This window comes from Streptomyces sp. AC627_RSS907, assembly GCF_019049165.1.
In genome coordinates, this window is sequence record NZ_JAGMUE010000078.1 from 1 (window position 1) to 25,990 (window position 25,990).

21 protein-coding genes are annotated in these 25,990 nt (G+C 73.1%); 7 read left to right on the forward strand and 14 right to left on the reverse strand.

The window, feature by feature from the left end; translation table 11 throughout:
• Nucleotides 1-407: 407 nt before the first annotated feature.
• Nucleotides 408-1,415, reverse strand: coding sequence for a stage II sporulation protein M (locus KUM32_RS18280; RefSeq protein ID WP_217142991.1), 1,008 nt, complete (start codon nucleotides 1,413-1,415; stop codon nucleotides 408-410).
• Between the two features lie 129 nt (nucleotides 1,416-1,544).
• On the opposite strand from KUM32_RS18280, the gene KUM32_RS18285 reads away from it, so the two are divergent.
• Nucleotides 1,545-2,555 (forward strand): RDD family protein, encoded by a 1,011-nt coding sequence (locus KUM32_RS18285; protein ID WP_217142992.1) that lies wholly within the window; start codon nucleotides 1,545-1,547, stop codon nucleotides 2,553-2,555.
• Between the two features lie 69 nt (nucleotides 2,556-2,624).
• Here the strand turns inward: KUM32_RS18285 and KUM32_RS18290 are convergent, their stop codons facing one another.
• From KUM32_RS18290 to KUM32_RS18325, 8 genes are all read right to left on the reverse strand, one after another.
• Entirely contained in the window at nucleotides 2,625-3,239 is a 615-nt protein-coding gene (locus tag KUM32_RS18290; RefSeq protein ID WP_217142993.1) for a hypothetical protein, read from the reverse strand.
• Nucleotides 3,240-3,363: 124 nt separating this feature from the next.
• Nucleotides 3,364-4,821, reverse strand: a complete 1,458-nt coding sequence (ahcY, locus tag KUM32_RS18295; RefSeq protein WP_217142994.1) for an adenosylhomocysteinase — start codon at nucleotides 4,819-4,821, stop codon at nucleotides 3,364-3,366.
• A gap of 286 nt (nucleotides 4,822-5,107) precedes the next feature.
• A complete protein-coding gene (locus KUM32_RS18300; protein WP_217142995.1) occupies nucleotides 5,108-6,088 on the reverse strand; it encodes a cation diffusion facilitator family transporter in 981 nt (326 codons plus the stop codon).
• A gap of 157 nt (nucleotides 6,089-6,245) precedes the next feature.
• Nucleotides 6,246-7,397 carry a mannose-6-phosphate isomerase, class I gene (manA, locus tag KUM32_RS18305; protein ID WP_217142996.1) on the reverse strand — a complete coding sequence of 384 codons (1,152 nt, stop codon included), beginning with the start codon at nucleotides 7,395-7,397 and terminating at the stop codon, nucleotides 6,246-6,248.
• 76 nt (nucleotides 7,398-7,473) lie between these two features.
• A complete protein-coding gene (locus tag KUM32_RS18310; RefSeq protein WP_217142997.1) occupies nucleotides 7,474-8,601 on the reverse strand; it encodes an SIS domain-containing protein in 1,128 nt (375 codons plus the stop codon).
• Between the two features lie 60 nt (nucleotides 8,602-8,661).
• On the reverse strand, nucleotides 8,662-8,832 hold the full coding sequence (locus tag KUM32_RS18315) for a Trm112 family protein (protein WP_007450268.1): 171 nt from the start codon (nucleotides 8,830-8,832) through the stop codon (nucleotides 8,662-8,664).
• A 184-nt stretch (nucleotides 8,833-9,016) separates the two neighbouring features.
• Nucleotides 9,017-10,381 carry a phosphomannomutase/phosphoglucomutase gene (locus tag KUM32_RS18320; protein WP_217142998.1) on the reverse strand — a complete coding sequence of 455 codons (1,365 nt, stop codon included), beginning with the start codon at nucleotides 10,379-10,381 and terminating at the stop codon, nucleotides 9,017-9,019.
• Between the two features lie 227 nt (nucleotides 10,382-10,608).
• A complete protein-coding gene (locus tag KUM32_RS18325; protein WP_073729114.1) occupies nucleotides 10,609-11,031 on the reverse strand; it encodes a DUF3499 domain-containing protein in 423 nt (140 codons plus the stop codon).
• A 295-nt stretch (nucleotides 11,032-11,326) separates the two neighbouring features.
• Here KUM32_RS18325 and KUM32_RS18330 point away from each other — a divergent pair, with 295 nt between their 5' ends.
• The gene (locus KUM32_RS18330; protein ID WP_217143009.1) at nucleotides 11,327-11,782 is read left to right on the forward strand and encodes a metallopeptidase family protein; all 456 of its coding nucleotides are present in this window, start codon (nucleotides 11,327-11,329) and stop codon (nucleotides 11,780-11,782) included.
• A 131-nt stretch (nucleotides 11,783-11,913) separates the two neighbouring features.
• Here the strand turns inward: KUM32_RS18330 and KUM32_RS18335 are convergent, their stop codons facing one another.
• The 3 genes from KUM32_RS18335 to KUM32_RS18345 all read right to left on the reverse strand — a co-directional run bounded on the left by KUM32_RS18335 (nucleotide 11,914) and on the right by KUM32_RS18345 (nucleotide 17,607).
• Nucleotides 11,914-13,389, reverse strand: coding sequence for a DUF5719 family protein (locus KUM32_RS18335; RefSeq protein ID WP_217142999.1), 1,476 nt, complete (start codon nucleotides 13,387-13,389; stop codon nucleotides 11,914-11,916).
• Nucleotides 13,386-17,135: a glycosyltransferase family 2 protein gene (locus tag KUM32_RS18340; RefSeq protein WP_217143000.1), complete on the reverse strand. Its 3,750-nt coding sequence runs from the start codon at nucleotides 17,133-17,135 to the stop codon at nucleotides 13,386-13,388. Before KUM32_RS18340 ends, KUM32_RS18335 begins: the two co-directional genes overlap by 4 nt.
• A gap of 208 nt (nucleotides 17,136-17,343) precedes the next feature.
• Nucleotides 17,344-17,607: a WhiB family transcriptional regulator gene (locus tag KUM32_RS18345; protein WP_217143001.1), complete on the reverse strand. Its 264-nt coding sequence runs from the start codon at nucleotides 17,605-17,607 to the stop codon at nucleotides 17,344-17,346.
• 680 nt (nucleotides 17,608-18,287) lie between these two features.
• Here KUM32_RS18345 and KUM32_RS18350 point away from each other — a divergent pair.
• The 4 genes from KUM32_RS18350 to KUM32_RS18365 all read left to right on the forward strand — a co-directional run bounded on the left by KUM32_RS18350 (nucleotide 18,288) and on the right by KUM32_RS18365 (nucleotide 22,226).
• Complete coding sequence (locus tag KUM32_RS18350; RefSeq protein ID WP_217143002.1) at nucleotides 18,288-18,806, forward strand: cysteine dioxygenase family protein; 519 nt, start codon at nucleotides 18,288-18,290, stop codon at nucleotides 18,804-18,806.
• 34 nt (nucleotides 18,807-18,840) lie between these two features.
• Entirely contained in the window at nucleotides 18,841-19,824 is a 984-nt protein-coding gene (gene cofD, locus KUM32_RS18355; protein WP_217143003.1) for a 2-phospho-L-lactate transferase, read from the forward strand.
• A complete protein-coding gene (locus KUM32_RS18360) occupies nucleotides 19,821-21,152 on the forward strand; it encodes a coenzyme F420-0:L-glutamate ligase (protein ID WP_217143004.1) in 1,332 nt (443 codons plus the stop codon). Before cofD ends, KUM32_RS18360 begins: the two co-directional genes overlap by 4 nt.
• A gap of 69 nt (nucleotides 21,153-21,221) precedes the next feature.
• Entirely contained in the window at nucleotides 21,222-22,226 is a 1,005-nt protein-coding gene (locus KUM32_RS18365) for a DNA-3-methyladenine glycosylase (protein ID WP_217143005.1), read from the forward strand.
• A gap of 222 nt (nucleotides 22,227-22,448) precedes the next feature.
• Here the strand turns inward: KUM32_RS18365 and KUM32_RS18370 are convergent, their stop codons facing one another.
• Both KUM32_RS18370 and KUM32_RS18375 read right to left on the reverse strand, forming a co-directional pair.
• Nucleotides 22,449-23,531: an NDP-sugar synthase gene (locus tag KUM32_RS18370; protein ID WP_217143006.1), complete on the reverse strand. Its 1,083-nt coding sequence runs from the start codon at nucleotides 23,529-23,531 to the stop codon at nucleotides 22,449-22,451.
• A 104-nt stretch (nucleotides 23,532-23,635) separates the two neighbouring features.
• Complete coding sequence (locus KUM32_RS18375) at nucleotides 23,636-25,045, reverse strand: peptidoglycan recognition protein (protein ID WP_217143007.1); 1,410 nt, start codon at nucleotides 25,043-25,045, stop codon at nucleotides 23,636-23,638.
• A 138-nt stretch (nucleotides 25,046-25,183) separates the two neighbouring features.
• Here KUM32_RS18375 and KUM32_RS18380 point away from each other — a divergent pair, with 138 nt between their 5' ends.
• The gene (locus tag KUM32_RS18380; RefSeq protein WP_217143008.1) at nucleotides 25,184-25,948 is read left to right on the forward strand and encodes a TIGR03089 family protein; all 765 of its coding nucleotides are present in this window, start codon (nucleotides 25,184-25,186) and stop codon (nucleotides 25,946-25,948) included.
• Nucleotides 25,949-25,990 lie beyond the last annotated feature (42 nt).

Consider the following 25,990-nt stretch of genomic DNA (forward strand, 5'->3'; position numbering starts at 1 on the left):
TGGCACGCTGTTGAGTTCTCAAGGAACGGACGCTTCCTTTGTACTCACCCTCTCGGGCTTTCCTCCGGGCGCTTCCCTTCGGTCTTGCGTTTCCGACTCTATCAGATCCTTTTCCGATCCGATTTCCTCGGCGCTTTCCAGGTTCCCGCTTTCGCGTTTCCCTTTCCGGCGGTTCCGACTTTATCAGAAGTTCTGAGCCGGTTTGACCGGCTGTTCTTTCCGATTCATCGGGGGTGTGCTTCTTCGAATTCTATGATCCGAGAGGAAGCCGATAGTTACTCACTGTCGCCCTCTGGGGTGACCCCATCTCCAGGCAACTGTTTGAATCTACCTCCCCGCTCGCTCCGTGTCAACGGCTCTTGCGGGAACGAAGAGGACACTAGCAGCTCGTCAGGGGTGGATGCACATCAAGCGGCCGTCGGCACGGTGCTGCTGCGCTCGGCCGCCTCCACGTCACCCGTGTCGCCCACGCGCACGGCACGTCCGCCCAGTACATAGACGTAGGCGAGGAACCCCAGTTCGGCGACGACTCCGATGGTGATGCGGGCCCAGGTGGGCAGGCCCGACGGGGTGACGAAGCCTTCGATGGCGCCGGAGACGAAGAGGACCAGGGCGAGGCCGATCGCCATGCCGATGGCGGCCCGGCCTTCTTCGGCGAGAGCGGTGCGGCGGGTACGCGGGCCCGGGTCGATCAGGGTCCAGCCGAGACGCAGGCCGGTGCCCGCGGCCACGAAGACCGCGGTCAGTTCGAGCAGACCGTGCGGAAGGACGAGGCCGAGGAAGGTGTCGAGTCGGCCGGCGGACGACATGAGGCCGAAGCCGACGCCGAGGTTGAGCATGTTCTGGAACAGGACCCACAGGACGGGCAGACCGAGGAAGACGCCCAGGATCAGGCAGAGCGCGGCGGCCCAGGCGTTGTTCGTCCAGACCTGTGCGGCGAAGGAGGCCGCCGGACTGCTCGAGTAGTACGTCTCGTACTGCCCGCCGGGGCGGGTGAGCTCGCGCAGTTCGCTCGGCGCCGCGATGGTCGACTGCACCTCCGGGTGGGTGCCGATCCACCAGCCCAGGAGGGCCGCCACGGCTGTCGACACCAGTGCGGTGGGGACCCACCAGCGGCGTGCCCGGTAGACCGCGGCCGGGAACTGCTGGGTCAGGAAGCGGGTGACGTCGCGCCAGGAGGCTCGGCGGGTACCGGTCACGGCACTGCGCGCGCGTGCCACCAGCTGGCTGAGCCGTCCGGTCAGCTGCGGGTCGGGTGCGCTGGACTGGATGACGGAGAGGTGGGTGGCCGTGCGCTGGTAGAGGGCGACGAGTTCGTCGGCCTCGGCGCCGGTCAGCCGGCGCCGGCGGCGGAGCAGGGCGTCGAGGCGGTCCCACTCCGCCCGGTGGGCGGAGACGAAGACGTCGAGGTCCATCGGTGTGCCTGCTCCTCGGCTATCGTCGGCGGCTCGTCGTGGATCAGCTTGTCGTACTGCGGCGCGGTGCGTCCTCAGCTTGGCAGACTGGCGGGGGACGGGGCGTTCAGGGGAAGGGCGGCGGGCGGCGTGAGTGAGCTGGTGACGGGCGAAGCGGTGACGCTGGAGCTACGCCCCGCGAGGCTGCCCAGCAGGGCGCTGGCCGTACTGCTCGATCTGGCGGCGGCCGTGGCGGTGTACGTGGCGGTGACCGTCGTGCTGGTGGCTTCCACGGCCTCTTTGGACACGGCGGCGCAGACGGCTCTGTCGATCGCGTCGTTCGTGCTCGTACTGGTGGGTGCGCCGATCGCGGTGGAGACGCTCAGTCATGGGCGTTCACTGGGCAAGATGGCGTGCGGGCTGCGGGTGGTGCGGGACGACGGGGGGCCGATCCGGTTCCGCCACTCGCTCGTGCGGGGCTTGATCGGGGTGATCGAGATCCTGATGACGTTCGGCGTCGTCGCCTGTATCGCCTCGCTGGTGTCGGCGCGGGGTCGGCGGCTCGGTGACGTGTTCGCGGGGACCCTGGTCGTGCGGGAGCGGGTGCCGGTCGCACCGGCGGGCTTCGTGCCGCCGCCTCCGCCGTGGCTGGTGGGGCGGTTCTCGGGGCTGGACCTGTCCGCGGTGCCCGACGATCTGTGGCTGGCCGTCCGCCAGTACCTGACGCGGATGGGGCAGCTGGACCCCCGGGTCGGCTGGGCCATGGCGGAGCGGCTCGCCGCCGACGTGGCGGCTCGTACGGGTGTTCCGGCGCCGCAGGGGGTTTTGCCGGCGGCCTATCTGGCGGCGGTGCTGCACGAGCGGCAGGCTCGGGAGGCCCGGCGGGCGTTCGGCGCCGGACCCGCTGGGGCGGGAACGGGCCCCGTGGCCACGCCGGCGATGACTCCCCGGCCTGCTCCCCCGGTGGCGCCGCCGGTACTGCCTCCGGGGGTGCCGCCGGTGCTGCCTCCGGGGGTGCCGCCGGTGACGCCGCCGGCGCTGTCCCCGGGGGTGCCGCCCGTGCAGCCACCGGCCGCGCCTTCGCCGGGGGACCGGCCGTCGGGGCCGCGGAACGCGCCGTCGGACGGCCGTTCCTCCACCGGGTTCGTGCCGCCGGCGTAGCGGCGCGTTCCGTTCTCGGGGGCGGATGGTTCGACACCGGTCGCCGTCCGGGGCGGCGGCCGAAGCCGCTCAGGGGAAGACGGACGGCGGTGACTCCAGGTCCTCCAACTCGATGCCGGGGGCCGCGAGCACGACGTCGCCGGCGATGTGCACGGCGTGCTGCTCGCCCGTGTCGAGGGCTGTGACCTGGTACGAGTCCACGGTCAGGGGGCCACTGTCAGTGGCGTGTGTTTCTCTGTCCAGCAGGGCCCAGGACTGGTCCACGGTGCGGGGGGCGAGGACCGGGTCGGTGAGGGCGACGAGGCGCACGCGGGTGGGCGCGGTGGAGGGGGTGAGGCGCAGGAGACGGGTGAGGGCGACCAGGAAGGCCGGGGACGTGCCGGTGAAGGCGTGGGCGCGCGCATTGCCTTCGGTGGCGTGGGCTCCGGTGGGGTCGGTACGGACCCAGGTGACGCCGTCGAGGGCCGCGCCGCGTACCTGCCAGCTCGCGGCGGTCAGTTCGAGACGGATGGGCCGGCCGAGTTCGTCGAGGGCGAGGTCGACGGAGCCGCGGTGCTCTCCGGTGGGTGTGGTCAGCCGGGAGACGTAGCGCCAGCCGGCGGGGCCGGGGGCGCACTGGAAGTGTTCTTCTGCGAGGGGGGTGTGATCGTGCGGATCGTGGAGCGAATAACGGCCGCGGGGCATGGTGGTCCTGGGTGGTGACGGGCTGGGCCGGTCGCTGACGCGGGCGGGGCTCCCATGGGACAGGCCCCCGGCACGGGGGTGCGGGGGCCTGTCTCGGAGGAGTCGGTGACGCGAGGTCGGTGACTCAGTAGCGGTAGTGGTCCGCCTTGTACGGGCCCTCGACCTTCACGCCGATGTAGTCGGCCTGCTCCGGGCGGAGCGTGGTCAGCTTGACGCCGAGGGCGTCGAGGTGGAGGCGTGCGACCTTCTCGTCCAGGTGCTTGGGCAGCACGTAGACGTCGGTCGGGTACTCGTCGGGCTTGGTGAACAGCTCGATCTGGGCCAGGGTCTGGTCCGCGAAGGAGTTGGACATCACGAACGACGGGTGGCCGGTGGCGTTGCCCAGGTTCAGCAGGCGGCCCTCGGACAGGACGATGAGCACCTTGCCGTCGGGGAAGGTCCACGTGTGGACCTGCGGCTTGACCTCGTCCTTGACGATGCCGGGGATCTTGGCGAGGCCGGCCATGTCGATCTCGTTGTCGAAGTGACCGATGTTGCCGATGATCGCCTGGTGCTTCATCTTGGCCATGTCCGAGGCCATGATGATGTCCTTGTTGCCGGTCGTGGTGACGAAGATGTCGGCCTTGTCGACGACCTCGTCCAGCGTCGTGACCTGGTAGCCGTCCATCGCCGCCTGCAGGGCGCAGATCGGGTCGATCTCGGTGACGATCACGCGGGCGCCCTGTCCGCGCAGGGACTCCGCGCAGCCCTTGCCCACGTCGCCGTAGCCGCAGACGACGGCGGTCTTGCCGCCGATCAGCACGTCCGTGGCGCGGTTGATGCCGTCGATCAGGGAGTGGCGGCAACCGTACTTGTTGTCGAACTTCGACTTCGTCACGGCGTCGTTGACGTTGATCGCCGGGAAGAGGAGGGTGCCGTCGCGGTGCATCTCGTACAGGCGGTGCACGCCCGTCGTGGTCTCCTCGGTCACGCCGCGGATCTCGGACGCCAGCTGGGTCCACTTCTGCGGGTTCTCGCTCAGCGTGCGGGTGAGGAGTTCGAGGATGACGCGGTGCTCGTCGGACTCGGCGGTGTCGACCGAGGGGACCTTGCCGTCCTTCTCGTACTCGACGCCCTTGTGGACGAGGAGGGTGGCGTCACCACCGTCGTCCAGGATCATGTTCGGGCCGCCGGTGGGGGTGTTCGGCCAGGTCAGCGCCTGCTCCGTGCACCACCAGTACTCCTCAAGGGTCTCGCCCTTCCAGGCGAAGACCGGGACGCCCTGCGGGTTGTCGGGCGTGCCGTTCGGGCCGACGGCGATGGCGGCCGCGGCGTGGTCCTGGGTGGAGAAGATGTTGCAGGAGGCCCAGCGGACCTCCGCGCCCAGGGCGACCAGGGTCTCGATGAGGACGGCGGTCTGCACGGTCATGTGCAGGGAGCCGGTGACGCGGGCGCCGGCGAGCGGCTGGGCCTCGGCGTACTCCTTGCGGATCGCCATCAGGCCCGGCATCTCGTGCTCGGCGAGGGTGATCTCCTTGCGGCCGAACGCGGCCAGGGAGAGGTCGGCGACCTTGAAGTCCTGTCGGTTGTCGACAGTCGTCATTACGGGCTGCTCCTCGGGTTGGATCGAGGTGGGTACGGCTGACCTGCGCGGCGGCGGACACAGAGTGCCCCGAAGAGGACACGGGCATGCCCGCGTGCGCGCAGCGCAGTCCGTCGGAGGCCCTCTCTCCCTCGGCCGGTCCGTCCTGGACCGCCCGACCGCCATCAGCAGCGACGTCTGGCTCCGTCCCAAGCTACACCGGTGGCCCCCGCCGTCCCCAGTCCGCCTCCGAACACTTCAGGTCGTTCATGAAGGATGACTGGACGTGCGGGGGCCCGGGGCGGCGTCAGTGCGCGGCGGGGGGCGAGGCCGGGCCGCCGGGGGTCGCCTCGCGGTCCGGGCCCTTGGCCGCCTCGGCGGCGCTGTAGATGTCCGGTTCCAGGTAGATGACGCGGGCGATCGGGACGGCCTCGCGGATGCGGGCCTCGGCGGCGTCGATCGCGGAGGCGATCTCGGTGGCCGTGCCGTCGTGGCGGACGGAGATCTTGGCGGCGACGAGCAGTTCCTCGGGGCCGAGGTGGAGCGTGCGCATGTGGATGATGCCGGTGACGGTGTCGCCGGCGACGATCGCGGCCTCGATCTGCTGGACCGTCTCGATGCCGGCGGCCTCGCCGAGCAGCAGGGACTTGGTCTCGGCGGCCAGGACCAGCGCGATCAGGATGAGCAGGATGCCGATGCACAGGGTGCCGATGCCGTCCCAGACGCCGTCACCGGTGAGCAGGGCGAGACCGACGCCGCCGAGGGCGAGGACCAGGCCGACGAGGGCACCGAGGTCCTCCAGGAGGACGACCGGCAGCTCCGGGGCCTTGGCGTGGCGGACGAACTCCTTCCAGGACTTCTTCCCGCGCAGGGTGTTGGACTCCTTGATGGCGGTCCGGAAGGAGAAGCTCTCGGCGATGATCGCGAAGACCAGGACGCCCACCGGCCAGTACCAGTGCTCCAGCTCGTGCGGATGCCTGATCTTCTCGTAGCCCTCGTAGAGGGCGAACATGCCGCCGACCGAGAAGAGCACGATGGAGACGAGGAAGGCGTAGATGTAGCGCTCGCGGCCGAAGCCGAAGGGGTGTTGGGGGGTGGCCGCGCGCTGGGCGCGCTTGCCGCCGAGGAGCAGCAGTCCCTGGTTGCCGGAGTCGGCGAGGGAGTGCACGGACTCGGCGAGCATCGAGGACGATCCGCTGAAGACGAATGCCACGAATTTCGCTACCGCGATCGAGAGGTTGGCGAGAAGTGCCGCCACGATCGCCTTGGTTCCGCCTGACGCGCTCATATGGTCGCGTTGTCCCTTCGCCTTCGTCTGCGTCCGTACACCGGTGGGAGGCTCGGCCGGTCGTCGGCTTTGCCCCTCCTTTGCGGTGCGCCATTGTTGCAGCCCGTCGACGACTTCGGCGTACGGGCTGCTCCGTCGTGTTCGCGTCAGGCGGGCATCAGGCGAGCACGGTGGCCCGGAAGAGGGTGCCGCTCCCGGACACTTCGGTCTTCTCGTCCGCCGGGACGAAGACGGAGGTGCCGGGGGTCAGGTCGTGCGGACCCACCCGTACGGCGCCCGCCGTGCAGAGCAGGATCTGCGGGGTGGCGAGGGTGAGGTCGTGGGCGGCGGTGTCCTCGGGGAGGACGTACCGGGACAGGCGGAACTCGTCGATCGGGGTGTCGTAGACCTCTTCGCCTTCGGGGGACGCCTCCGGGCGGAGGATGCCGGGGTCACCGGCCTCGAAGCGGACGATGCGCAGGAGTTCGGGGACGTCGACGTGCTTGGGGGTCAGCCCGCAGCGCAGGACGTTGTCGGAGTTGGCCATGATCTCGACGCCGAGGCCGTTGAGGTAGGCGTGGGGGATGCCGGCACCGAGGAAGAGGGCCTCGCCGGGCTGGAGCCGGACGTGGTTGAGGAGCATCGCCGCGAGGACGCCGGGGTCGCCCGGGTAGTGGTGGGCGATGTCGGCATAGGGGGCGTAGGCGCCGCCGAGACGGTCGCAGGCGGCCGCGGCCTCGGTGACCGTGCGGGACATCTCCTCGGGGTCGGCGGTGAGGATCGCGGTGAGGACCTCGCGCAGGGCGGCGTCCTCGGGGTGGGCGCGCAGCAGGTCGACGTAGGGCTTGAGGGAGGCGACGCCGAGGCCGTCGAGCAGGTCGGCCGTCCCGGCCGGGGCGCGGAAGCCGCACAGGCCGTCGAACTCGGTGAGGGCGCAGACCAGTTCGGGCTTGTGGTTGGCGTCCTTGTAGTTGCGGTGCGGGGCGTCCAGGGGGACGCCGCGGCGCTCCTCGTCCTCGTAGCCCTCCTTGGCCTGCGCCAGGTCGGGGTGGACCTGGAGGGAGAGGGGCGCGCCGGCGGCGAGGAGCTTGAGGAGGAAGGGCAGCCGGGGGCCGAACTTGGCCACGGAGGCGGGGCCCAGTTCCTTCTCGGGGTCGGCGTCGACGATCTGGGCGAGGGTGCCCCGGTCGGTGCGGGAGGGGGCGCCGGGGTGGGCTCCCATCCACATCTCCGCCTGCGGTTCGCCGGTCGGTTCGGTTCCGAGCAGGGTCGGGATCGCGGTGGTGGAACCCCAGGCGTAGGGGCGGATGGTGTTGTCGAGGCGGTCCATGGGCTCTTTCTGCCGATCCTTCGGTGCGGGCCGCGCCGCGCTGCGCGTCCTGGTGTGTGTCTCGCTTCGTACGAGGTCAGGCGCCCGAGGCGAGCGCCAGGTAAACGGCGGCGAAATCCGTGACGGCGATCAGCTCGGCGAGGGTCTCCAGTTCGCCGCCCTCTTCCGGCTCCAGTTCGCTGATCGGCGTGTCGTGGCCGAGTGCCAGGTCACGGGCGGCGGGGGCGGCGGTGAGGCCGCCGATGGGGCGGTCGCGCAGGAGCACCACGCGCGCGTGCAGGGCCGCTGCTTCCTCGACGCGGTCGCGGAAGAAGTCGTCCGGGTCGGCGGCGGCGGCGAGCGGGCCCGCGAGCAGGGCGCTGTGTGCGGCGAGGGCCTCGGGCAGTTCGGCGACGACCGCCGGGGTGCCGGACAGTTCGGCGAGCGCGGCGGCGAAGCGGCGGCCGGCGGGACCGGCGGAGGTGCCCTCGGTCCAGACGACCGGGAGGGATTCGGCGAGCTCCGCCGCCAGGGTCTTGGCGGGGTTGCTGTAGGTCACGACGGCGGGCCCGCAGCGTTCGGCGACCCGGTCGAGGCGGTCGGCGACCTTCTCGAGCGCCTCGGGCGGCGCATCGAGCAGGGCGGTGCGGTCCAGCAGCGCGAGCAGGGGGGTGAGCAGGGCCCACAGGACACCGGGGGCCGCGCCGGCGAGGGGCTCGTCGTGGTCGTAGGGGGCGGTCGCCATCGGGAGGAACAGGCCGTGGGAGCCGTTCACCGACTCGCTGAGCGGACAACGGGCGGGGGCTACGGCGACGACCGTGCAGCCCCGGCGGTAGGCCTGCTCGGCGAGCAGGGACAGCCCGGGCTCCGAGCCGTCGGGGGTGGCGATCAGCAGGAGGTCCACGGAGCCGGCCCAGCCGGGCAGTTCCCAGCGCAGGGCGCCCGCGGCGGGGGCGACGCCGGTGGGCGCGAGGCGGATGACGGGGCTGCCGGCGCCGGCGAGGGTGCCGAGGAGGTCGGCGGCCTGGGTGGCGGCGGCACCGGGGCCGGCGATCAGGACGGCGCGGGGGCGGCCGTCGGGTTTGAGTTCGCCGACGCCGGCCTCGGCGGCGAGCCGGGCGGCGGTGCGTACGCGGGCACCGGCCTCGGCGGCGCCGCGGAGCAGTCCGCGGCGGTCGGCCTCGGTGAGGCGCTCCGGGGCGTCGAGGAGCGTTTCGTCGAGCATGGCGGCAGTCTCCGATCGCCGGAAGCGTTCGTTCGGGTGCGCGGGGCGCCTGGCCGTCGGTTACTCGGGGCGGCGGGCCTCGTCGACGAGGAGTACGGGGATGCCGTCCCGCACCGGGTAGGCCAGGCCGCAGTCCTGGCCGGTGCAGATCAGCTCGGCGTCCTGCTCCTTGAGGGGGGCGTGGCAGGCCGGGCAGGCGAGGATCTCCAGGAGGCCGGCTTCGAGCGGCATGGGGGTTCCCTTCGGGGGCGGTCGGGTTGTGCGGATGTGCTGGTCAGGGTACCGCCGGTCAGGGGCGGGTGTCGGGGCGTCCGACGGGACGGGGCCCGGCGCCGGTGCCGGGGCGCGCGCCCCGCGCCACGGGGCCCGGCGCGCGCCCGCCTGGCCGTGCACCTCGGTGGCACGGCTGCCGTGGCTACGCCCTGATGATCGCCAGCGCCTCGTCGCGCACCTTGGTCATCGACGCCTCGTCACGGGCCTCCGCGTTCAGGCGCAGCAGGGGCTCCGTGTTGGAGGGGCGGACGTTGAACCACCAGTCGGCCGACGAGACGGTGAGGCCGTCCAGCTCGTCCAGGGTGACGTCGTCGCGGCCCTCGTAGGCGGCGCGGATCGCGGCGAGGCGGGCCGTCTGGTCGGCGACGGTGGAGTTGATCTCGCCGGAACCGGCGTAGCGGTCGTACTGGGCGACCAGGGCGGACAGCGGGCCCTCCTGGCCGCCGAGGGCGGCGAGGACGTGCAGGGCGGCCAGCATGCCGGTGTCGGCGTTCCAGAAGTCGCGGAAGTAGTAGTGCGCGGAGTGCTCGCCGCCGAAGATCGCGCCGGTGCGGGCCATCTCGGCCTTGATGAAGGAGTGGCCCACGCGCGTGCGTGCCGGTGTGCCGCCGTTCTCCCGCACCACCTCCGGCACGGTCCGGGAGGTGATCAGGTTGTGGATGACCGTGCCCGTGCCGCCGTTGCGGGCGAGCTCGCGGGCAGCCACGAGGGCGGTGATCGCGGACGGGGAGACCGGGTCGCCGTTCTCGTCGACGACGAAGCAGCGGTCGGCGTCGCCGTCGAAGGCGAGGCCGAGGTCGGCGTCCTCCGCGCGGACGCGCCGGCGCAGATCGACGAGGTTGGCCGGGTCGAGCGGGTTGGCCTCGTGGTTGGGGAAGGTGCCGTCGAGTTCGAAGTACATCGGCACGAGGTCGAGGGGGAGGCCGGCGAAGACGGAGGGGACGGTGTGGCCGCCCATGCCGTTGCCCGCGTCGACGACGACCTTGAGGGGCCGGACGGTCTTGAGGTCGACGAGGGAGCGCAGGTGGGCCGCGTAGTCGGCGAGCGTGTCGCGCCGGGTGAGCGTGCCCGGCCGGGGCGACGGCTCGGGGGCGCCGGTGTCGCTCCAGCGCTCCACGAGGGCGCGGATCTCCGCGAGGCCCGTGTCCTGGCCGACGGGGGCGGCACCGGCACGGCAGAGCTTGATGCCGTTGTACCGCGCCGGGTTGTGCGAGGCGGTGAACATGGCGCCCGGCAGGTCCAGCGCGCCGGAGGCGTAGTACAGCTGGTCGGTGGAGCACAGGCCGATCTCGGTCACGTCGGCGCCGCGGTCCGCCGCCCCGCGTGCGAAGGCGCCGGACAGGCCGGGGGACGAGGGCCGCATGTCGTGGCCGACCACGACGGCGCTCGCGCCGGTCAGCTCGACGAAGGCCGCGCCGAACAGCTCGGCGAGCGACTCGTCCCACTGGTCCGGGACCACACCGCGTACGTCGTACGCCTTCACGATCTGCGACAGATCAGCAGCCACGGGCCAACCTTCCTGAAAGTCCTGTCGGTGCCCACAAACTACCCGTACGCGCCGGCGCGGGTCAGGGCAGCGTCCGGCCCGGGACCACCGTGGCCCGTCCGACGACGATCAGGCAGGTCACCGGCGGGCTCGGGGCTTCCGGGGAGAGCACCTCGCGACGGCGGGGTTCCGCGGGGCACACCCCGGGGGTGCGGCGACGGTCCCGTGCGGGAGGGACCGGCGGGGCGTCAGTTGTCCGGCGAGCGCAGCACCCGCAGATGACCCCGCCGCGCGACCTCCATCGGGTCGGCCGTGCGCGGTCCGCCGCCGGCCTCGGCCGCGCGCTCCTGCGGCCGGGCCGCCTCGCGCACCGCGTTGGCGAGCGCTTCCAGGTCGTCGCCGCTGGGTCGGGCGGGGGCCGAACCGTCGAGGAGCCGGACGACCTCCCAGCCGCGCGGGGCGGTGAGGCGCTCGGAGTGCTCGGCGCACAGGTCGTAGCAGTGGGGTTCGGCGTAGGTGGCGAGCGGGCCGAGGACCGCGGTCGAGTCGGCGTAGACGTACGTCAGCGTCGCGACGGCGGGACGGCCGCAGGCGGTGCGCGAACAGCGACGTACAGGGCTCACGATGTTGGACGGTACCGCACTCTTGAGCGGGCCGCGACGACTCCCCACCAGGTCACACCACCGTGTCGTGGTGTGAAACGGACCACAGGAGCCTGTGGGCACCCCTCGTTGACCTGCGCGGACACCGGTTTTCGGGATACCGGACGACCTGGGAAGCGGTCACGACCCGATACAAACAGCGACATTTGCCTTGAGACTCACGGTCGCGGAGAGATACGCAATCGAGTCCGACCTTGGCCGGAACGGTCATCATGCGACACGCGGTACGGGGCGGCGGCGGCCCGGTCGGGTGTGCGTGTGCGGTCCGGCGTGCGGGCCCGTCGGGGACTACCCTTCACCAGTGATGGACAACCCCGTGACGCCCCGTGATGCCGGCCGCCCAGGGCCCCGCCGTCGTGATCGCCACGGCCGGGGCATGCGCGGTCCGGTCGCACCCCCGCAGGTACCGCTGGCCGCGAGCCGGGCCGAGGTCTTCGCGGATCTGGTGCAGGACTCCGTGGAGCGTCTCGAGCGAAGGTGGCCGCAGCTCGCCGACGTCGATTTCCTGGTCCTCGAGGTGCCGCGGCTGGACGGGGCCGCCGGGGAGGCGTGGAGTGACGAGCCGGTCCCGCTCGGAGGGGCGGTGCCCTCACAGGACGGGCGGCGGGGGCAGGTGGTCGTGTACCGGCGGCCGGTCGAGATCCGGACGAAGGGGCGGGACGAGCGGGCGGCGCTCGTCCACGAGGTCGTCGTCGAACAGGTGGCGGAGTTGCTGGGGCTGACACCGGAGACGGTGGATCCGCGATACGGGGAGGACTGACCGGGGACCGGGCCGCGCGCGGTGGTGCGGCGGCCGGCCCGTACTCGGCGTCGGTGCCGCGGGCCCACGGGCGCGGCCCCCGGCGTCACCGGCGGCGCGGCGCCCACCCGCGTGGGCCCGCGGCCGGCCCGTCACCTCTGCAGGACCGACAGGTCCTCCTCCGCCTTCGGTACCGCCACCGTGCCCCGGTCGTCGGAGAGGGTCTGCACGGTGAACGACGCCGCGTCGTCGTCCTCCGGATCGGTCAGGGTGCGTGACGCGTACACCGGGCCGCCCGAGACGGTCTCGACCGTCAGGGCGTAGGCGCCCTCCAGGCCCGCGGGGACCGGCGCCTCGACGTCCTGGGTGGTGCCGCCCTTGATCGTGTACGTCCTGGTCGCCGTCGTACCGCCCTCGGAGCCCGCGGACGCCGTGACCCTGACCTTCGCCTCCCCCTCGGGGGCGGCCAGGGACAGGGTCGTGCTCTTGGCGCGGTTGTCCGCCGCGGTCGCACGCGCCCCGACCGGGCGGGAGGCGGGGATGAAGGCCGACTCCTGTTCGGTGCCCTTGCCCCGCACGACCCGGACCGCGGCCACGACCGGCACGGACCCGGCCGTCGGCGTCAGCACCAGGGACCCCGCCTCGCCGCGCGTGATCGCGCCGAGGTCGACGCCCGTCGTACCGCCCGCGTTGACGTGCACCGTCTCGTGCCCGGCGGGCGTGATCGACCCGGACGGCGCGGCGAGCCGCACCTTCAGGTCGGCGTCGGTGCCTCCGGGCGTGAACAGCACCAGACGGACCGCCGTGGCGTCCTTGGGGATGCCCGGCAGCACCAGGTCGCTCGCCGGGTCCGCGGCCGCGGTCAGCCAGTCGCCGCCGGTCTTGTCGTCCAAGGCCTGTACCGCGGCGCCGACCCGTCCGCTGCGCACGCCGACGTGCACAGTGAGGTCGGTCTGTTCCACGTCGCTGAGCGTGGACAGCAGGAGGGACTCGCTGCCGTGCGGCGGCACCGTGATGCCCTCCCCCACCGTCGACTTCAGGGCTCCGTCCTTGCCGTAGAGCTCGATGTCGACGACGGCCGCCGAGTCGTCGGGGTTCGTCAGGTGCACGTAGTCGGTGCGGCCGGTGGCCGTGCTGGCGCCCGGGAACCAGAACTCCGTGTCCGGGGCGGTGCAGTCGACGCCCAGCAGGCCCCGGCCGGTCCCGGCGGCGACCCCCGTGGTCTGCTGCACGGTCCAGCCGGGCGCGTAGCCGCCCTCCGCGGTGCCGGCCAGTGCGGGCGCGTCGGCGCCGGAGGTCTTGCCGGTGACCGGTGTGCCGGGCGCCTTGGGCCGCAGGACGGGCTTGTCGGTCTTCTTCTTCCCGTCCTGCCCGGTCGCCGCCGCGAGTTCGGCCTTGCCCTTGTCGTCGGCGCCCTTCGTGACGGGCGTGAAGGAGGTGTACGACGTCTCGGCGAGGTCGGAGGTGCTGGGTGCCGGGCACACCAGGCTGGTGCGCTCCACGGGCAGCCGGGCGGCCGCCTCGCCGGTGTCCGCGCCGGAGGTGTCCGGTGGGGACACCGCCGCGAACCCGGTGACGGCGGCGAGCGCCACCACGCCGGCGATCAGGGAAAGGGTGCTGCGGTTCACTGCTGGCTCCCGTCGGGACGCTCACTGCCCGTGCCGTGGGGATGCCGGGGCTGGGAAGGGTCGTACAGCGGGTCGTATCCGCCCTGGCCGTACGTCGTGCCGTGGGCCGGGTCGTACGTGCCGGCCCCGGGCGGGTCGTAGGCGTACGGGTCGTACGGGGTCGCCTCGTACGGGCCGTCCTGACCTCCCTGGTCGGCACCGGCCTGGTACGGGTCCCCCGGGTACGGCTGCTGTCCGTGGACGCCCGCGTCGTACTGCTGGGGGTCCTGGTACTGCTCGTCGCCGTGCGTGCCGTAGGAGCCGTACCCGGTGCCGGTGTACGCCGCCGGGTCCCAGTCGCCGTACGTCTGCTGGTGCGGGACCGTCACGGGCGTCGGCGCGGGCGGAACGGCGTCCCCGGTGGCCGCCGGGGCCTCGGTCACCTGCTCGGTTCCCGCTCCGGCCCCGTCCTGGGCGTCCGCCTCCGCCTCGGCCTGGGCGCGCAGGCGCCGGGCCCGGCGGCCTTCGCCTTCGACGGCCTGTGCGGGGACGAGCTGCTCTTCGGGCAGGTCGTCGTCGACGTCGCGGCGCCTGCCGGGCAGGGCGAGGACGACCAGGACGACGGCGAGGAGGCCCTGGGCCCACAGCCAGGCGGTGTGGGTGAAGGGGGCCTCGTAGGTGACGTCCAGTTCTCCGCCGGAGGCGGGGAGTTCGAAGCCCTGTGCCCAGCCGTCGACCGTGGTGCGCTGGAGCGGCTTGCCGTCCAGGGTGGCCGTCCAGCCCGCGGCTGCGGAGTCGGCGAGGCGCAGCACGCGGCCGTCGGAGCCGGCCGGGAGCTCGGTGTGGATCTCGACGGGACCGGCGGCGACGGGCCGCGGCTCGCCGGAGCCGTCACCGGACACGACGGTCGCGCGCGCGACCTCCTGGTCGACCCGCCACAGTCCGCTGCCGTCCTGCTGGCTGAGCCGGCTCAGGCCGGGCGTGGCGTCCAGGACACGGGTGACCTCGCGGGGTGCTCCCTTGTGCACGAGGACGTAGCGCACGGCGAAGCCGCCGAGCTGGTCGGCCTGGTCGGCGCCGGAACCGGCCACGAGGTTGGCGACGACCTTGTCGAGCGTGCTGTTCCCGCCGTCACCTGCGGCCAGTTCGCCGTCGCCGAGGCGGGCTCCGGAGCCGCGGACCAGCATGTAGGACACGTGGGCGGCGGAGTCGCTGTCGAGCACGAGGGTGCGGGCCTGGTCGCGGGTGCGGCTCTCCTCGGCGACGAACGCGGGCACCTGTGCGGGGTCGCGTCGCTCCAGGGGGCCGTCGGCGCCTCCGATCATCCAGCCTGCGGCGGCGATCAGCGGGCCGACGGCCGAGGCGAGGGCGATCAGGGCGGCGACCGGCTGGCGCCAGCCGAAGCTCTGCTCGGCGACGCGCGAGCGTGCCCCGTCGGCGCCGAGGGTCGCGGCGGCCAGCAGGGCGATGCCGTAGACGAGGGTGGCGGGACCGGCCCAGGCGGAGCGGTTGGACAGGACCGCGAAGACCAGGGCGACCAGGGCGACGGCCCACGCCGTCCAGATGCCCAACTGCCTTTCCGAGCGCAGCAGGGCGGCCAGCGCGGCCAGCACGACGCCGATGAGGACCAGCCCGCCGACCGTGCCGGGACCGCCGGGGCTCGCCCCGAGCAGGTCGAGGGCGGAGGCCGCCGAGGCGCCGTACTCCAGGCCGGCCTCGTCGAAGAAGCCGAACGGGAGCAGCGACAGCGACCAGGGGGCGAGGAGCAGCAGCGGGGTGCCGAGCTGGGCGAGGAAGCGCGGCCCGTACGCGGTGATCTCGCCGCGGCGCAGGGCCAGGACCCCGACGCCGAGGACCAAGGCGACGGGCCACACGACGGGCGTGAAGGCGGTGGTGACCGTCAGCAGCAGCGCGTACGCCCACGTGGCCCGCCAGCTGCCGCGGGCGCCGGACGGGCCTGCCAGACCGGCCGCCGCGACGCCCGCGCGCGCGAGGAGCGGGAGCAGCACGGCGAGGACGGCGGTGCCGACACGGCCGCCGGCGAGGGCGCCGGTGGTGGCGGGCAGGAAGGCGTAGGCGACGGCCGCCCACGCGCGCAGCAGCCGCGAGGGGACCAGCGGGCGGGAGGCGAAGTACGCGGTGACGCCGGCCAGGGGCACCGAGCAGACCAGCAGCAGGGTGACGGCGAGCCCGGTGGAGCCGAGCAGTACGGAGGCGAGCGTGGCGACGATCGCGAGGTAGGGCGGTGGGGAGGCGGTGCCGCCCGTGCCCACCGTGTGCCAGGCGTCCACGTACCGCGACCACAGCTCGCCGGCGCCGGCCGGGGCGGGCAGCAGGGCGCCGCCGGCCAGGGCGCCGGCGCCGAGGAGCGCGCGGCAGGCGGCCAGGGAGACGAGGAGAAGCACCAGGAAGAGGAGCGGGCCGGGCTTGCGGGCGATGCGCTTGAGGCGGGCGAACTGCTCCACTTCGAGGAAGTCGGCGTCGTCGCCGCCGGGTCCGGACTCGATGGCGCCGCCGTGCCGTCCGGCGCCCGGGGCCGCCTCGGCCTCGGAGCTGCCGACGAGGTTGCCCGCGATCTGTTCGACGGTGACCCTGATGGTCGCGCCGGGGGGCGGGAACAGGGGACGCAGCTCGTCCTTCTCGACCTGCGGGCGGCCCCGTTCGCGGCGTCCGGCGATGACGCGTTCGGGCCGCAGCAGGACGCCCAGCAGGCCCCGGATCTCGTCGACCGCCTGGCCGGGGACCTTGCCGACGAGGTAGGCGAGGGTCCGCAGCAGGGTGCCGACGACGATGCGCAGCAGGACCCAGGGCAGCGCGGCCGTGCGGACGTTGACGAGGAGGGTGTGGACGGCGCCGGCCTTGTCCACCTTGTGCGGGGAGGCGGTGGTGCGGCCGGCGCAGTCGACGGCGCGGCGTTCGCGGGAGGCCGCCTCGGCGTGGCGGACGACCGCCTCCGGGGCGACGAGGACGCGGAGTCCTGCGGTGTTCGCGCGCCAGCACAGGTCGACGTCGTCGCGCATCAGGGGCAGCCGGCGGTCGAACCCGCCGAGCCGCTCGAAGACATCACGCCGGATCAGCATGCCGGCGGTGGACACCGACAGGACGGGCCGGACGTGGTCGTGCTGGCCCTGGTCCTGTTCGCGGCGGTCCAGGCCGGTCCAGCGGCGGCCGGAGTTGGCGATGGAGACACCGACCTCCAGCAGTTGCCGGCGGTCGTACCAGCCGCGGAGCTTGGGGCCGACGACGGCGACGTCCTCGCGGCCGAGTTCGTACTCGGTGTCCACGACGCGCAGCAGCTGGGCCAGGGCGTCGGGTTCGGGGGCGCAGTCGTCGTGCAGCAGCCAGAGCCACTGCACCGGCTCTCCGTGCGGGAGGTCCGGGAGGTCGTAGGCGTCGTCGCGCCAGGCGCGCGTGACGGGGTCCCAGCTGCTGGGCCGCCTCAGGTACGACAGGTCGTCCGGGGTGAGGACGGGGGTGGCGCGGACGGCCTCCTCGACGGCCTGGCCGAAGCCGGTGCGCCGGGCCAGGTGGAGCACGCGGTCGTCACCGAGGGCCTCGGTGACCAGCCGGGCGGAGTCGTCGGCGCTGCCTGTGTCGGCGGCCACCGCGTACTGGACGGGGCGCTCCTGGCCGAGCAGCCCGGCGAGCGCGTCGGGCAGCCAGCGGGCTCCGTCGTGGGAGACGAGGACCGCGGTCACCACGTGGCGCGGGAACTCAGGTGTGGCAGCGAGGTCTTGCTGGGCTGCCGTGTGGCTGTGCACGGACATCGAGGTACGGGCCCCGGTTCGGTGGACTGCGGTGGACACCCGTGCCTGTTGGGGTGGCGGGGCGTCTCGGACGAGCGCCCACACTATCGGCTGGGCAGGACGACGGTTCGCCGCCTGTGGACAACCCGCCTGCGAGGGGGCGTTCCCCCCGTTCCAGCCTGTGCACGTGCGGGGACGTGCGGAGTCGTGTCGGCCGCCGGGCGGCGGGTCAGACGGCGGCCTTCTTCAGACGGCGGCGTTCCCGCTCGGACAGGCCGCCCCAGATACCGAAGCGCTCGTCGTTGGCAAGGGCGTATTCGAGGCATTCGGAGCGGACCTCGCAGGCGAGGCAGACCTTCTTGGCCTCCCGGGTGGAGCCGCCCTTCTCGGGGAAGAAGGACTCGGGGTCGGTCTGGGCGCACAGTGCGCGCTCCTGCCAGCCGAGTTCCTCGTCCGCGTCGTCGACCAGCAGTTGCTGCACCAGGTCGGTCATGTGCGCCCCTCGTCTGTCTTTCGCGTCCCCGTGATCCCGCCGTTACCGATTCCGGCTGAACGACACGAGTGAAATTACAAGTGTGCTGATCCGGGCGAGTCAAGCCGAGATCTGCTATTGAGCCCCTTATTCACTCTGCGGAACCAAGGCCGAGCGGAAAGTGTTCAAATCGTCAAAATCCTTGACATATCAACGGCAGCCTTCGGGACACCCATTCTGTGCGGAGCCCGCACAGGAGAGGACGCCCCGGCGTTCGGTCCCGTTCCGGCGCACGGGCCGAAGCGGCCCTGATCACATTCGGATCACAGGATCGCAACGGGGTTTGTGCGCCCGGCTTGTGCCGCATGTGTCCCGGAAGCCGCCAGGGCAAACCTTTCGCCGGCGAGATCAGCCGGATGAGGTGAACCGCGTCCCATGCCCCGGCAGCGAGTTGACAGTGCCGGTGTGAACCGCTCTCCTTGAGGCATGCTCGCGAACTTGGCGCTCACCTCGACCCGCACCGCCGGGTCCCACGGTGCTGCCCGCGCTCGCTGTAGCTGTTGTTGCTGTTCCAGCTGTTGAGCCGACCGCGCTCCGGCTGTCCCGAGTCCACGCGACTCGTCTCTCTGTGCCCGCCCCACCAGGGCGTTCTTCGCCATTCACCCCTCCCCGCACTCTTCTGCCGAGGAACCACCGCACCCATGAACAGCGACAGCGACCTCCAGATCGCCGGCGACATCCTCGAAGTCCCCCACCTCCTGCAGCCACCGCGCGAGCACCCGGCCACGGTCGCCGAGTTCGCCGGGCTGGCCCGTTCCCTCGCCGCCGACCGCACCCAGTGGGCGCACCTCGTCCGGTACGACGCCACCACCCGCTGGTACCACCGGCTGCGCACCGGCCCCGGCTACGAGGTCTGGCTGCTGTCCTGGGTGCCCGGCCAGGGCAGCGGACGCCACGGCCACGGCCCCTCCTCCGGCGTGCTGACCGTCCTGCACGGCACGCTGACCGAGCGCACGGAGCGCGGCACGCGCGCGTTGCGGGAGGGCGCCCAGCGCGTGTTCGCCCCGGGATACGTCCACGAGGTGGTCAACGACGCGCTGGAGCCGGCGGTCAGCCTGCACGTCTACCACCCGGGTCTGAGCGAGATGCCCATGCACTCCCCGCAGTGCTCGACCGCGCTGCCGCGCGACGCGGGCGCCGACGCCGTGACGACTGGCTGACGCACTGTCGTACCGGCCTGCAAGACTGTGGACCATGCGCATTGTGGTTCTGGCAGGCGGCATCGGTGGTGCCCGGTTCCTGCGTGGTCTGAAGCAGGCCGCGCCCGACGCGGACATCACGGTCATCGGCAACACCGGGGACGACATCCACCTCTTCGGGCTGAAGGTCTGCCCGGACCTCGACACGGTGATGTACACGCTCGGCGGCGGCATCAACGAGGAGCAGGGCTGGGGGCGGGCCGAGGAGACCTTCCACCTCAAGGAGGAGCTCGCGGCGTACGGTGCCGGGCCCGAGTGGTTCGGCCTCGGCGACCGCGACTTCGCCACGCACATCGTGCGGACGCAGATGATCGCCGCCGGATACCCGCTCAGCGCGGTGACGCAGGCGCTGTGCGACCGCTGGAAGCCGGGCGTCCGCCTCATCCCGATGACCGACGACCGGGTGGAGACACACGTCGCCGTGACGTTGCCCGACAGCGGCTCCGGCGAGGGGGCCGGGGAGCGCAAGGCGGTCCACTTCCAGGAGTACTGGGTCCGGCTGCGGGCCTCGGTGCCCGCCGAGGCGGTCGTACCGGTCGGCGCGGAGCAGGCCAAGCCGGCGCCCGGCGTGCTGGAGGCCATCGCCGAGGCGGACGTGATCCTCTTCCCGCCCTCCAATCCGGTCGTCTCGGTCGGCACCATCCTCGCCGTGCCGGGCATCCGGGAGGCGATCGCCGACGCCGGGGTGCCGGTGGTGGGCCTCTCCCCGATCGTCGGGGACGCGCCCGTGCGCGGGATGGCCGACAAGATGCTCGCGGCGGTCGGCGTGGAGTCCACGGCGGCCGCGGTCGCCGAGCACTACGGCTCGGGACTGCTCGACGGGTGGCTGGTCGACACGGTCGACGCGGAGTCCGTCACGCGGGTGAAGGCGGCCGGCATTCTCTGCCGCGCCGTACCGCTGATGATGACCGACCTCGACGCGACCGCGCGGATGGCCCGGGAGGCGCTGGCGCTGGCGGAGGAGGTGCGGGAGGCGTGAGGGACGATGTGCGGGACCCCGCTCCCGGCCACCGGGACGGCTACCGGGTGTGGGCCGTCCCCGGCCTGCCGGAGGTGCGGCCCGGCGACGACCTGGCCAAGCTGATCGCGGCGGCCGAGCCCGGGCTGGCCGACGGCGACGTGCTCCTCGTCACGTCCAAGATCGTGTCCAAGGCCGAGGGCCGGGTCGTGCGGGCCGCCGACCGGGAGGCCGCGATCGACGCGGAGACCGTGCGGGTGGTGGCCCGGCGGGGCGCGCTGCGCATCGTCGAGAACCGCCAGGGCCTGGTCATGGCCGCGGCAGGGGTGGACGCCTCCAACACGCCGTCCGGGACGGTGCTGCTGCTCCCCGAGGACCCGGACGCCTCCGCGCGCGGCATCCGGGACGGTCTGCGTGACGCGCTGGGCGTCGACGTCGGCGTGGTCGTCACCGACACGTTCGGGCGGCCCTGGCGGGCCGGGCTCACGGACGTGGCGATCGGCGCCGCCGGTGTGCGGGTCCTCGACGACCTGCGCGGCGGCACGGACGCGCACGGCAATCCGCTCGCCGCCACCGTCGTCGCCACCGCCGACGAGCTCGCCGCCGCGGGCGACCTGGTCAAGGGCAAGGCCGCGGGGCTGCCCGTCGCCGTCGTGCGCGGACTGCCCCAGGTGGTGACCGGGGACGACGGCGAGGGCGCGCGGGCGATGGTGCGCGGCGCGCGCGACGACATGTTCCGGCTGGGCACGTCGGAGGCGGTACGCCAGGCGGTCACCCAGCGCCGTACGGTACGGGCCTTCACGGACGAGCCGGTCGATCCCGGTGCCGTGCGCCGCGCGGTGGCCGCCGCGGTGACGGCACCGGCGCCGCACCACACCACGCCGTGGCGGTTCGTGCTGCTGGAGTCGGCCGGATCCCGCACCCGGCTGCTGGACGCGATGCGGGACGCCTGGATCGCGGACCTGCGGCGGGACGGCAAGAGCGAGGAGTCGATCGCCAAGCGGATCCGGCGCGGGGACGTGCTGCGGAGCGCGCCGTACCTCGTCGTCCCCTGCCTGGTCATGGACGGCTCGCACACGTACGGCGACGCGCGGCGCGACGGGGCCGAGCGGGAGATGTTCGTGGTCGCCACCGGCGCGGGCGTGCAGAACCTGCTCGTCGCCCTCGCCGGGGAGCGGCTGGGTTCGGCGTGGGTGTCCTCGACGATGTTCTGCCGGGACGTCGTCCGTGAGGTGCTGGGGCTGCCGGGCGACTGGGACCCGATGGGAGCGGTCGCGGTCGGTCATCCGGCCCAGGAGCCGAAGGCCCGGCCGGAGCGGGAGGCCGGGGCGTTCATCGAGGTGCGGTGACGCGCTCCGGCGAGCGCCTACCCTCGTAGGGACCTCTCGTTTACCTCCCATGTCCCAGGGGCCTTCTTCGTGGCAGGACGTTTCGCTCCCCGGCCCCCGCGTACGAGCGTGCGCGGCGGGGAGCCGGCCGTACCCGCGGGCGGTGTGCCGCGGCAGGCCTCCGCGCCGGGGAAGGTACGGGTCTGGGTGCCGGACGGGCCGCTGGAGCTGGGGCTGGTCCTCGGTCCGTTGCGGCGCGGACCGGGTGATCCGACGTTCCGGACGTTGCCCGACGGGTCCGTGTGGCGGGCCAGCCGGACACCCGCCGGGCCGGGCACGCTGCGGGTCACCGCGCGCGGCGGTGAGGTACGGGGCGAGGCCTGGGGGCCGGGGGCGGAGTGGCTGCTGGAGCAGTTGCCGCGGATGCTGGGCGCCGAGGACGACCCGTCGGCGTTCGTGCCGCGGCACCGGCTGCTGGCGCTGACCCGGCACCGGCGGCCGGGGCTGCGTCTGACCCGGACCGGGCTGGTGCTGGAGTCGCTGATCCCGTCGATCCTGGAGCAGAAGGTCACGACGCTGGAGGCGTACCAGGCGTGGCGGCTGCTCGTACGGAAGTTCGGGGAGCCGGCGCCGGGGCCCGCGCCCGGGCGGATGTGTGTCATGCCGTCGGCGCGGACATGGGCGCTGATCCCGTCCTGGGAGTGGCATCTGGCCGGGGTGGACGACAAGCGGGCGTCGACGGTCCTGCGGGCCGTGCGGGTCGCCGCGCGGCTGGAGGAGGCGGCCGGGATGGAGCCGGCGGCGGCGCAGGAGCGGCTGGAGGTCGTGTCCGGGATCGGCCCGTGGACGTCCGCGGAGACCGTACAGCGCAGTCATGGGGCGCCGGACGCGGTGACGGTGGGGGATCTGCATCTGCCGGGGATCGTGGGGTTCGCGCTGGGCGGGGACCGGGACGCGGACGACGCCGTGATGCTGCGGTTGCTGGAGCCGTACGCCGGGCAGCGGCATCGGGCGGCGCGGTTGGTGCTGTTGAGTGGGCGGGTGCCGCCTCGGCGGGCGCCGCGGATGGCTCCGCGGGGGATCGAGCGGCTGTGACCGGGCCGGGGTGATGTTGTTCCGGCGTGAGCGTGAGCGTGGGCCGGGGCAGGTCGCGCGACCCGGCGCCCACGGGGTGCCGCTGCGCCCACCCGCGCCGCCCATGGGAGTACCTCCCCCCGGCCCTTCAGGCACTGGGGGAGGCACGGCCGCCCGCAGCTACGCGGCACGACGCCCGCAGCTCGGGCGGCACGGGTGTCCGTAGCTGCGGGCGGTGTGTTGTCAGGCGTCCGAGGAGAAGCGCAGGGCGGCCGGGGGGATGTGGGCGTCGCACCAGATGCGGGCGCCGGAGCGGAGTTCGTTGTCGGCGCCGATGACGGCGCCGTCCCCTATGACCGTGTCGGTGAGGACCGAACGGGTGCCGACGCGGGCGCGGGTGCCGATGAGGGAGTCGGTGATGACGGCGCCCGGCTCGATGACGGCGCCGGGGAGGATCGTGCTGCCGAAGACGCGCGCGCCCTCCGCCACGAAGGCGCCCTCGCCGACCACCGTGCCGCCGGCCAGCTTGGCGTCGGGCGCGACCCGCGCCGTGGGCAGGACGAGACGGTCGCCGCAGCGGCCCGGTATCGCGGGGGACGGGGCGCGGCCCAGGACGAGGTCGGCCGAGCCGCGTACGAAGGCCGCCGGGGTGCCGAGGTCCAGCCAGTACGTGGAGTCGACCATGCCCTGGAGGTGCGCTCCGGTGGCGAGGAGCTCCGGGAAGGTCTCGCGTTCGACCGAGACGGGGCGCCCCGCCGGGATGGTGTCGATGACCGAGCGGCGGAAGACGTACGCCCCCGCGTTGATCTGGTCGGTGACGATCTCCTCGGGGGTCTGGGGCTTCTCCAGGAAGGCGAGCACTCTGCCCGTGTCGTCCGTGGGGACCAGGCCGTACGCCCTCGGGTCGGTCACCTTCGTCAGGTGCAGGGAGACGTCCGCGCCCGTCGACTCGTGGGTGCGGACCAGCGCGCCGATGTCCAGACCGGTCAGGATGTCGCCGTTGAAGACCAGCACCGGCTCGTCGGGGCCGGAGTGCAGCCGGGAGGCCACGTTGCGGATGGCGCCGCCGGTGCCGAGCGGCTCTTCCTCCGTGACGTACTCGAGGTGGAGGCCCAGGGCCGAGCCGTCGCCGAAGTACGGCTCGAAGACCTCCGCCAGATAGCTCGTCGCGAGCACGATGTGGTCGACGCCCGCCGCTTTCGCCCGCGCCAGCTGATGCGTGAGGAACGGCACTCCCGCCGCCCTGACCATGGGCTTCGGGGTGTGCACGGTGAGCGGACGCAGCCGCGTACCCTTGCCGCCGACCAGGAGGATCGCTTCTGTCACCTGTCGTCTCTGCTTCCTGCCGGGACCGGCCGAACTGTCTTTCGGCCGGCCAGTGTATGCAGACCGTTCCCTGGCGCCTTCGGTGGCCGTGCGGTGTCCCGCCGTCAGCGGCCCTGGTACTTGGCCGCCGTCGAGCGCGCCGAGCGGAGCTTGGCGTAGAGCTTCTTGCCGGGGCAGCTCGTGGCGAAGCCGTCGCGGTGACCGGAGATGACGTTCAGTCGTACCTTCTTACCTTTTCGGTAGAGATTGCCACCACCGGACTTCAGGTATGTCTTTCCGCGCGGGTTCATGCCGTAGAGACCGAGCTTCCACGCGGTGAGCCGGGCGATCGCCTTGACGGCGGCGGACGACGGCTTCTTGGAGCTGTACGTGCCGAGGACGGCGATTCCCATGCTGTTGGAGTTGAACCCCAGGGTGTGCGCGCCCAGTACCGCCTTGGACACGCCTCCGGCCCGCCCCTCGTAAATCTTTCCGCACTTGTCGATGAGGAAGTTGTAGCCGATGTCACGCCAGCCCATGCTCTTGACGTGGTAGCGGTAGATACTGCGAATGACGGACGGGGCCTGCGAGCAGCGGTAGTTGTTGCCCGTGGCCGAATGGTGCACGAAGGCCGCCTTGACCTTCTTGGTGTACACGAGCTTCCTCTCGCGCAGCTTCTCGTCGGCGCCCCAACCCCGGCGGGTGGTGATTTTCGGGCGGGGGCCGACGTACGGCTTGGCCTTCTGCTGTGCGGTCAGCGCGTCGGCGGCCTCGGAGGCGAGGAGTTCCGCCGCGGTCCGGGCACGGTCGAGGGCGGGGATCTCGGTGGCCGTGCCGGCGGTGCGGGGGCCCTCGCCCGGGCCCGGGGCCGCCGTGGGCGGGGTGCCCTTGCCGGGGTCGACGAGTTCCAGGCGCAGGCCGGTGGGGAGCGGGGACGCGGCCGGGCCGGCTCGGTGGGCGCCGGGGGCGCGGGTGGTGGCCTCGGGGGCGCGGGCGGTGGCCTCGGGAGCTCGGGCGGCGGTCCCGGGGGGCCGGGCGGCGGTCCCGGGGGTGCTCTCCGCCCGCACCCGTACTTCCACCCCGTCGGATTCGCCCACCCACAGGGGCGCGGTGGCGCCCCGGACACGGCCCGAGGTGCTCTCGGGGGTGTCCGGGTCGGCTGCGTGGTCGGCGGTGTGGGTCTCCAGTTCCTGCCAGCCGGACCAGGTGCCGGTGGCGGCGGCGCGCGTACGGACCTGGACGCGCCCGTGGAGTTCGGTGGCGGGGTCGTCCCAGACGACGCCGACCAGCGAGAAGTGCCGTACGGCGCGTCGGGGGACGCCCTGTTCGGCGGCGTCGGGGGTGCGGTCGCGGACGAGGGGCGCGAGGGGCAGCGACTGGGTGCTGCCGGGAACGTACGCCTCCGGCCGCGCCTCTGTCGTGGTCGTGTTCGTGGTCGGGGCCGCGGAGGTGGCCGCCGCCACGGGCGGGGCGAGCGGGACGGCCAGAGCTGCCGCGCAGGTGACACCGATCGAGGAAGCAAGGAATCCACGCATGCCCCTGATCCTGGACATCGTCAGACAAATATGTCCATTGGGGACCTGACGTACCGTAGTCGTTTTCCTCCGATCCGGTGGTGGTGCGGTACGCCGTCCGCTCGGCGCGCGTCCGTGGGCCCGCGTACGCTTGCGCGGGTGAACGCGACCGACCGCACCCCTGCCGACCTGCTGAGTTCCGCGCTCGCCGCGGACCCGGGACGCCCCCTGGTGACCTTCTACGACGACGCCACCGGCGAACGCGTCGAACTGTCCGTGGCCACCTTCGCCAATTGGGTGGCCAAGACCGCGAACCTGCTTCAGGACGAGTTGTCCGTCGAGCCCGGCGACCGGGTCGCGCTGCTGCTGCCCGCGCACTGGCAGACGGCGGTGTGGCTGCTGGCGTGCGCGTCGGTGGGTGTCGTCGCCGACGTGGCGGGGGATCCGGCCATGGCCGACGTGGTGGTGAGCGGGCCGGAGCCCGAGTCGTTGGAGGCGGCGCGGGCGTGCTCGGGTGCGCGGATCGCGCTGGCGCTGCGCCCGCTCGGGGGCCGGTTCGCGCCACGGCCGCCGGAGGGCTTCGCCGACTACGCGGTGGAGGTGCCGGGGCAGGGCGACCGGTTCGTACCCTACGCGCCGGTGGATCCTGAGGCGCCCGCGCTGATCGTGGCCGGGCGGGAGTTCAGCGGGGCGGAGGTCGTGGAGCGGGCGCGGGCGGAGGCGTCCGGGCTCGGGCTGACGGGGCCGGGGGCGCGGATTCTGTCGGGGCTGCCGTACGACACGTGGGAAGGGTTGAGCGCGGGGCTGTACGGGCCGTTGGCGAGTGGGGGGTCGGTGGTGCTGTGCCGGCATCTGGACCAGGCGGGGGCGGATGTGGTGGACCAGCGGATCGAGGCGGAGCGGGTTTCGGCGACGGCGCGGTGAGGTGAGGTGTCTGCCGGGGGGCTGCCGGTGGGGGTGGTGATC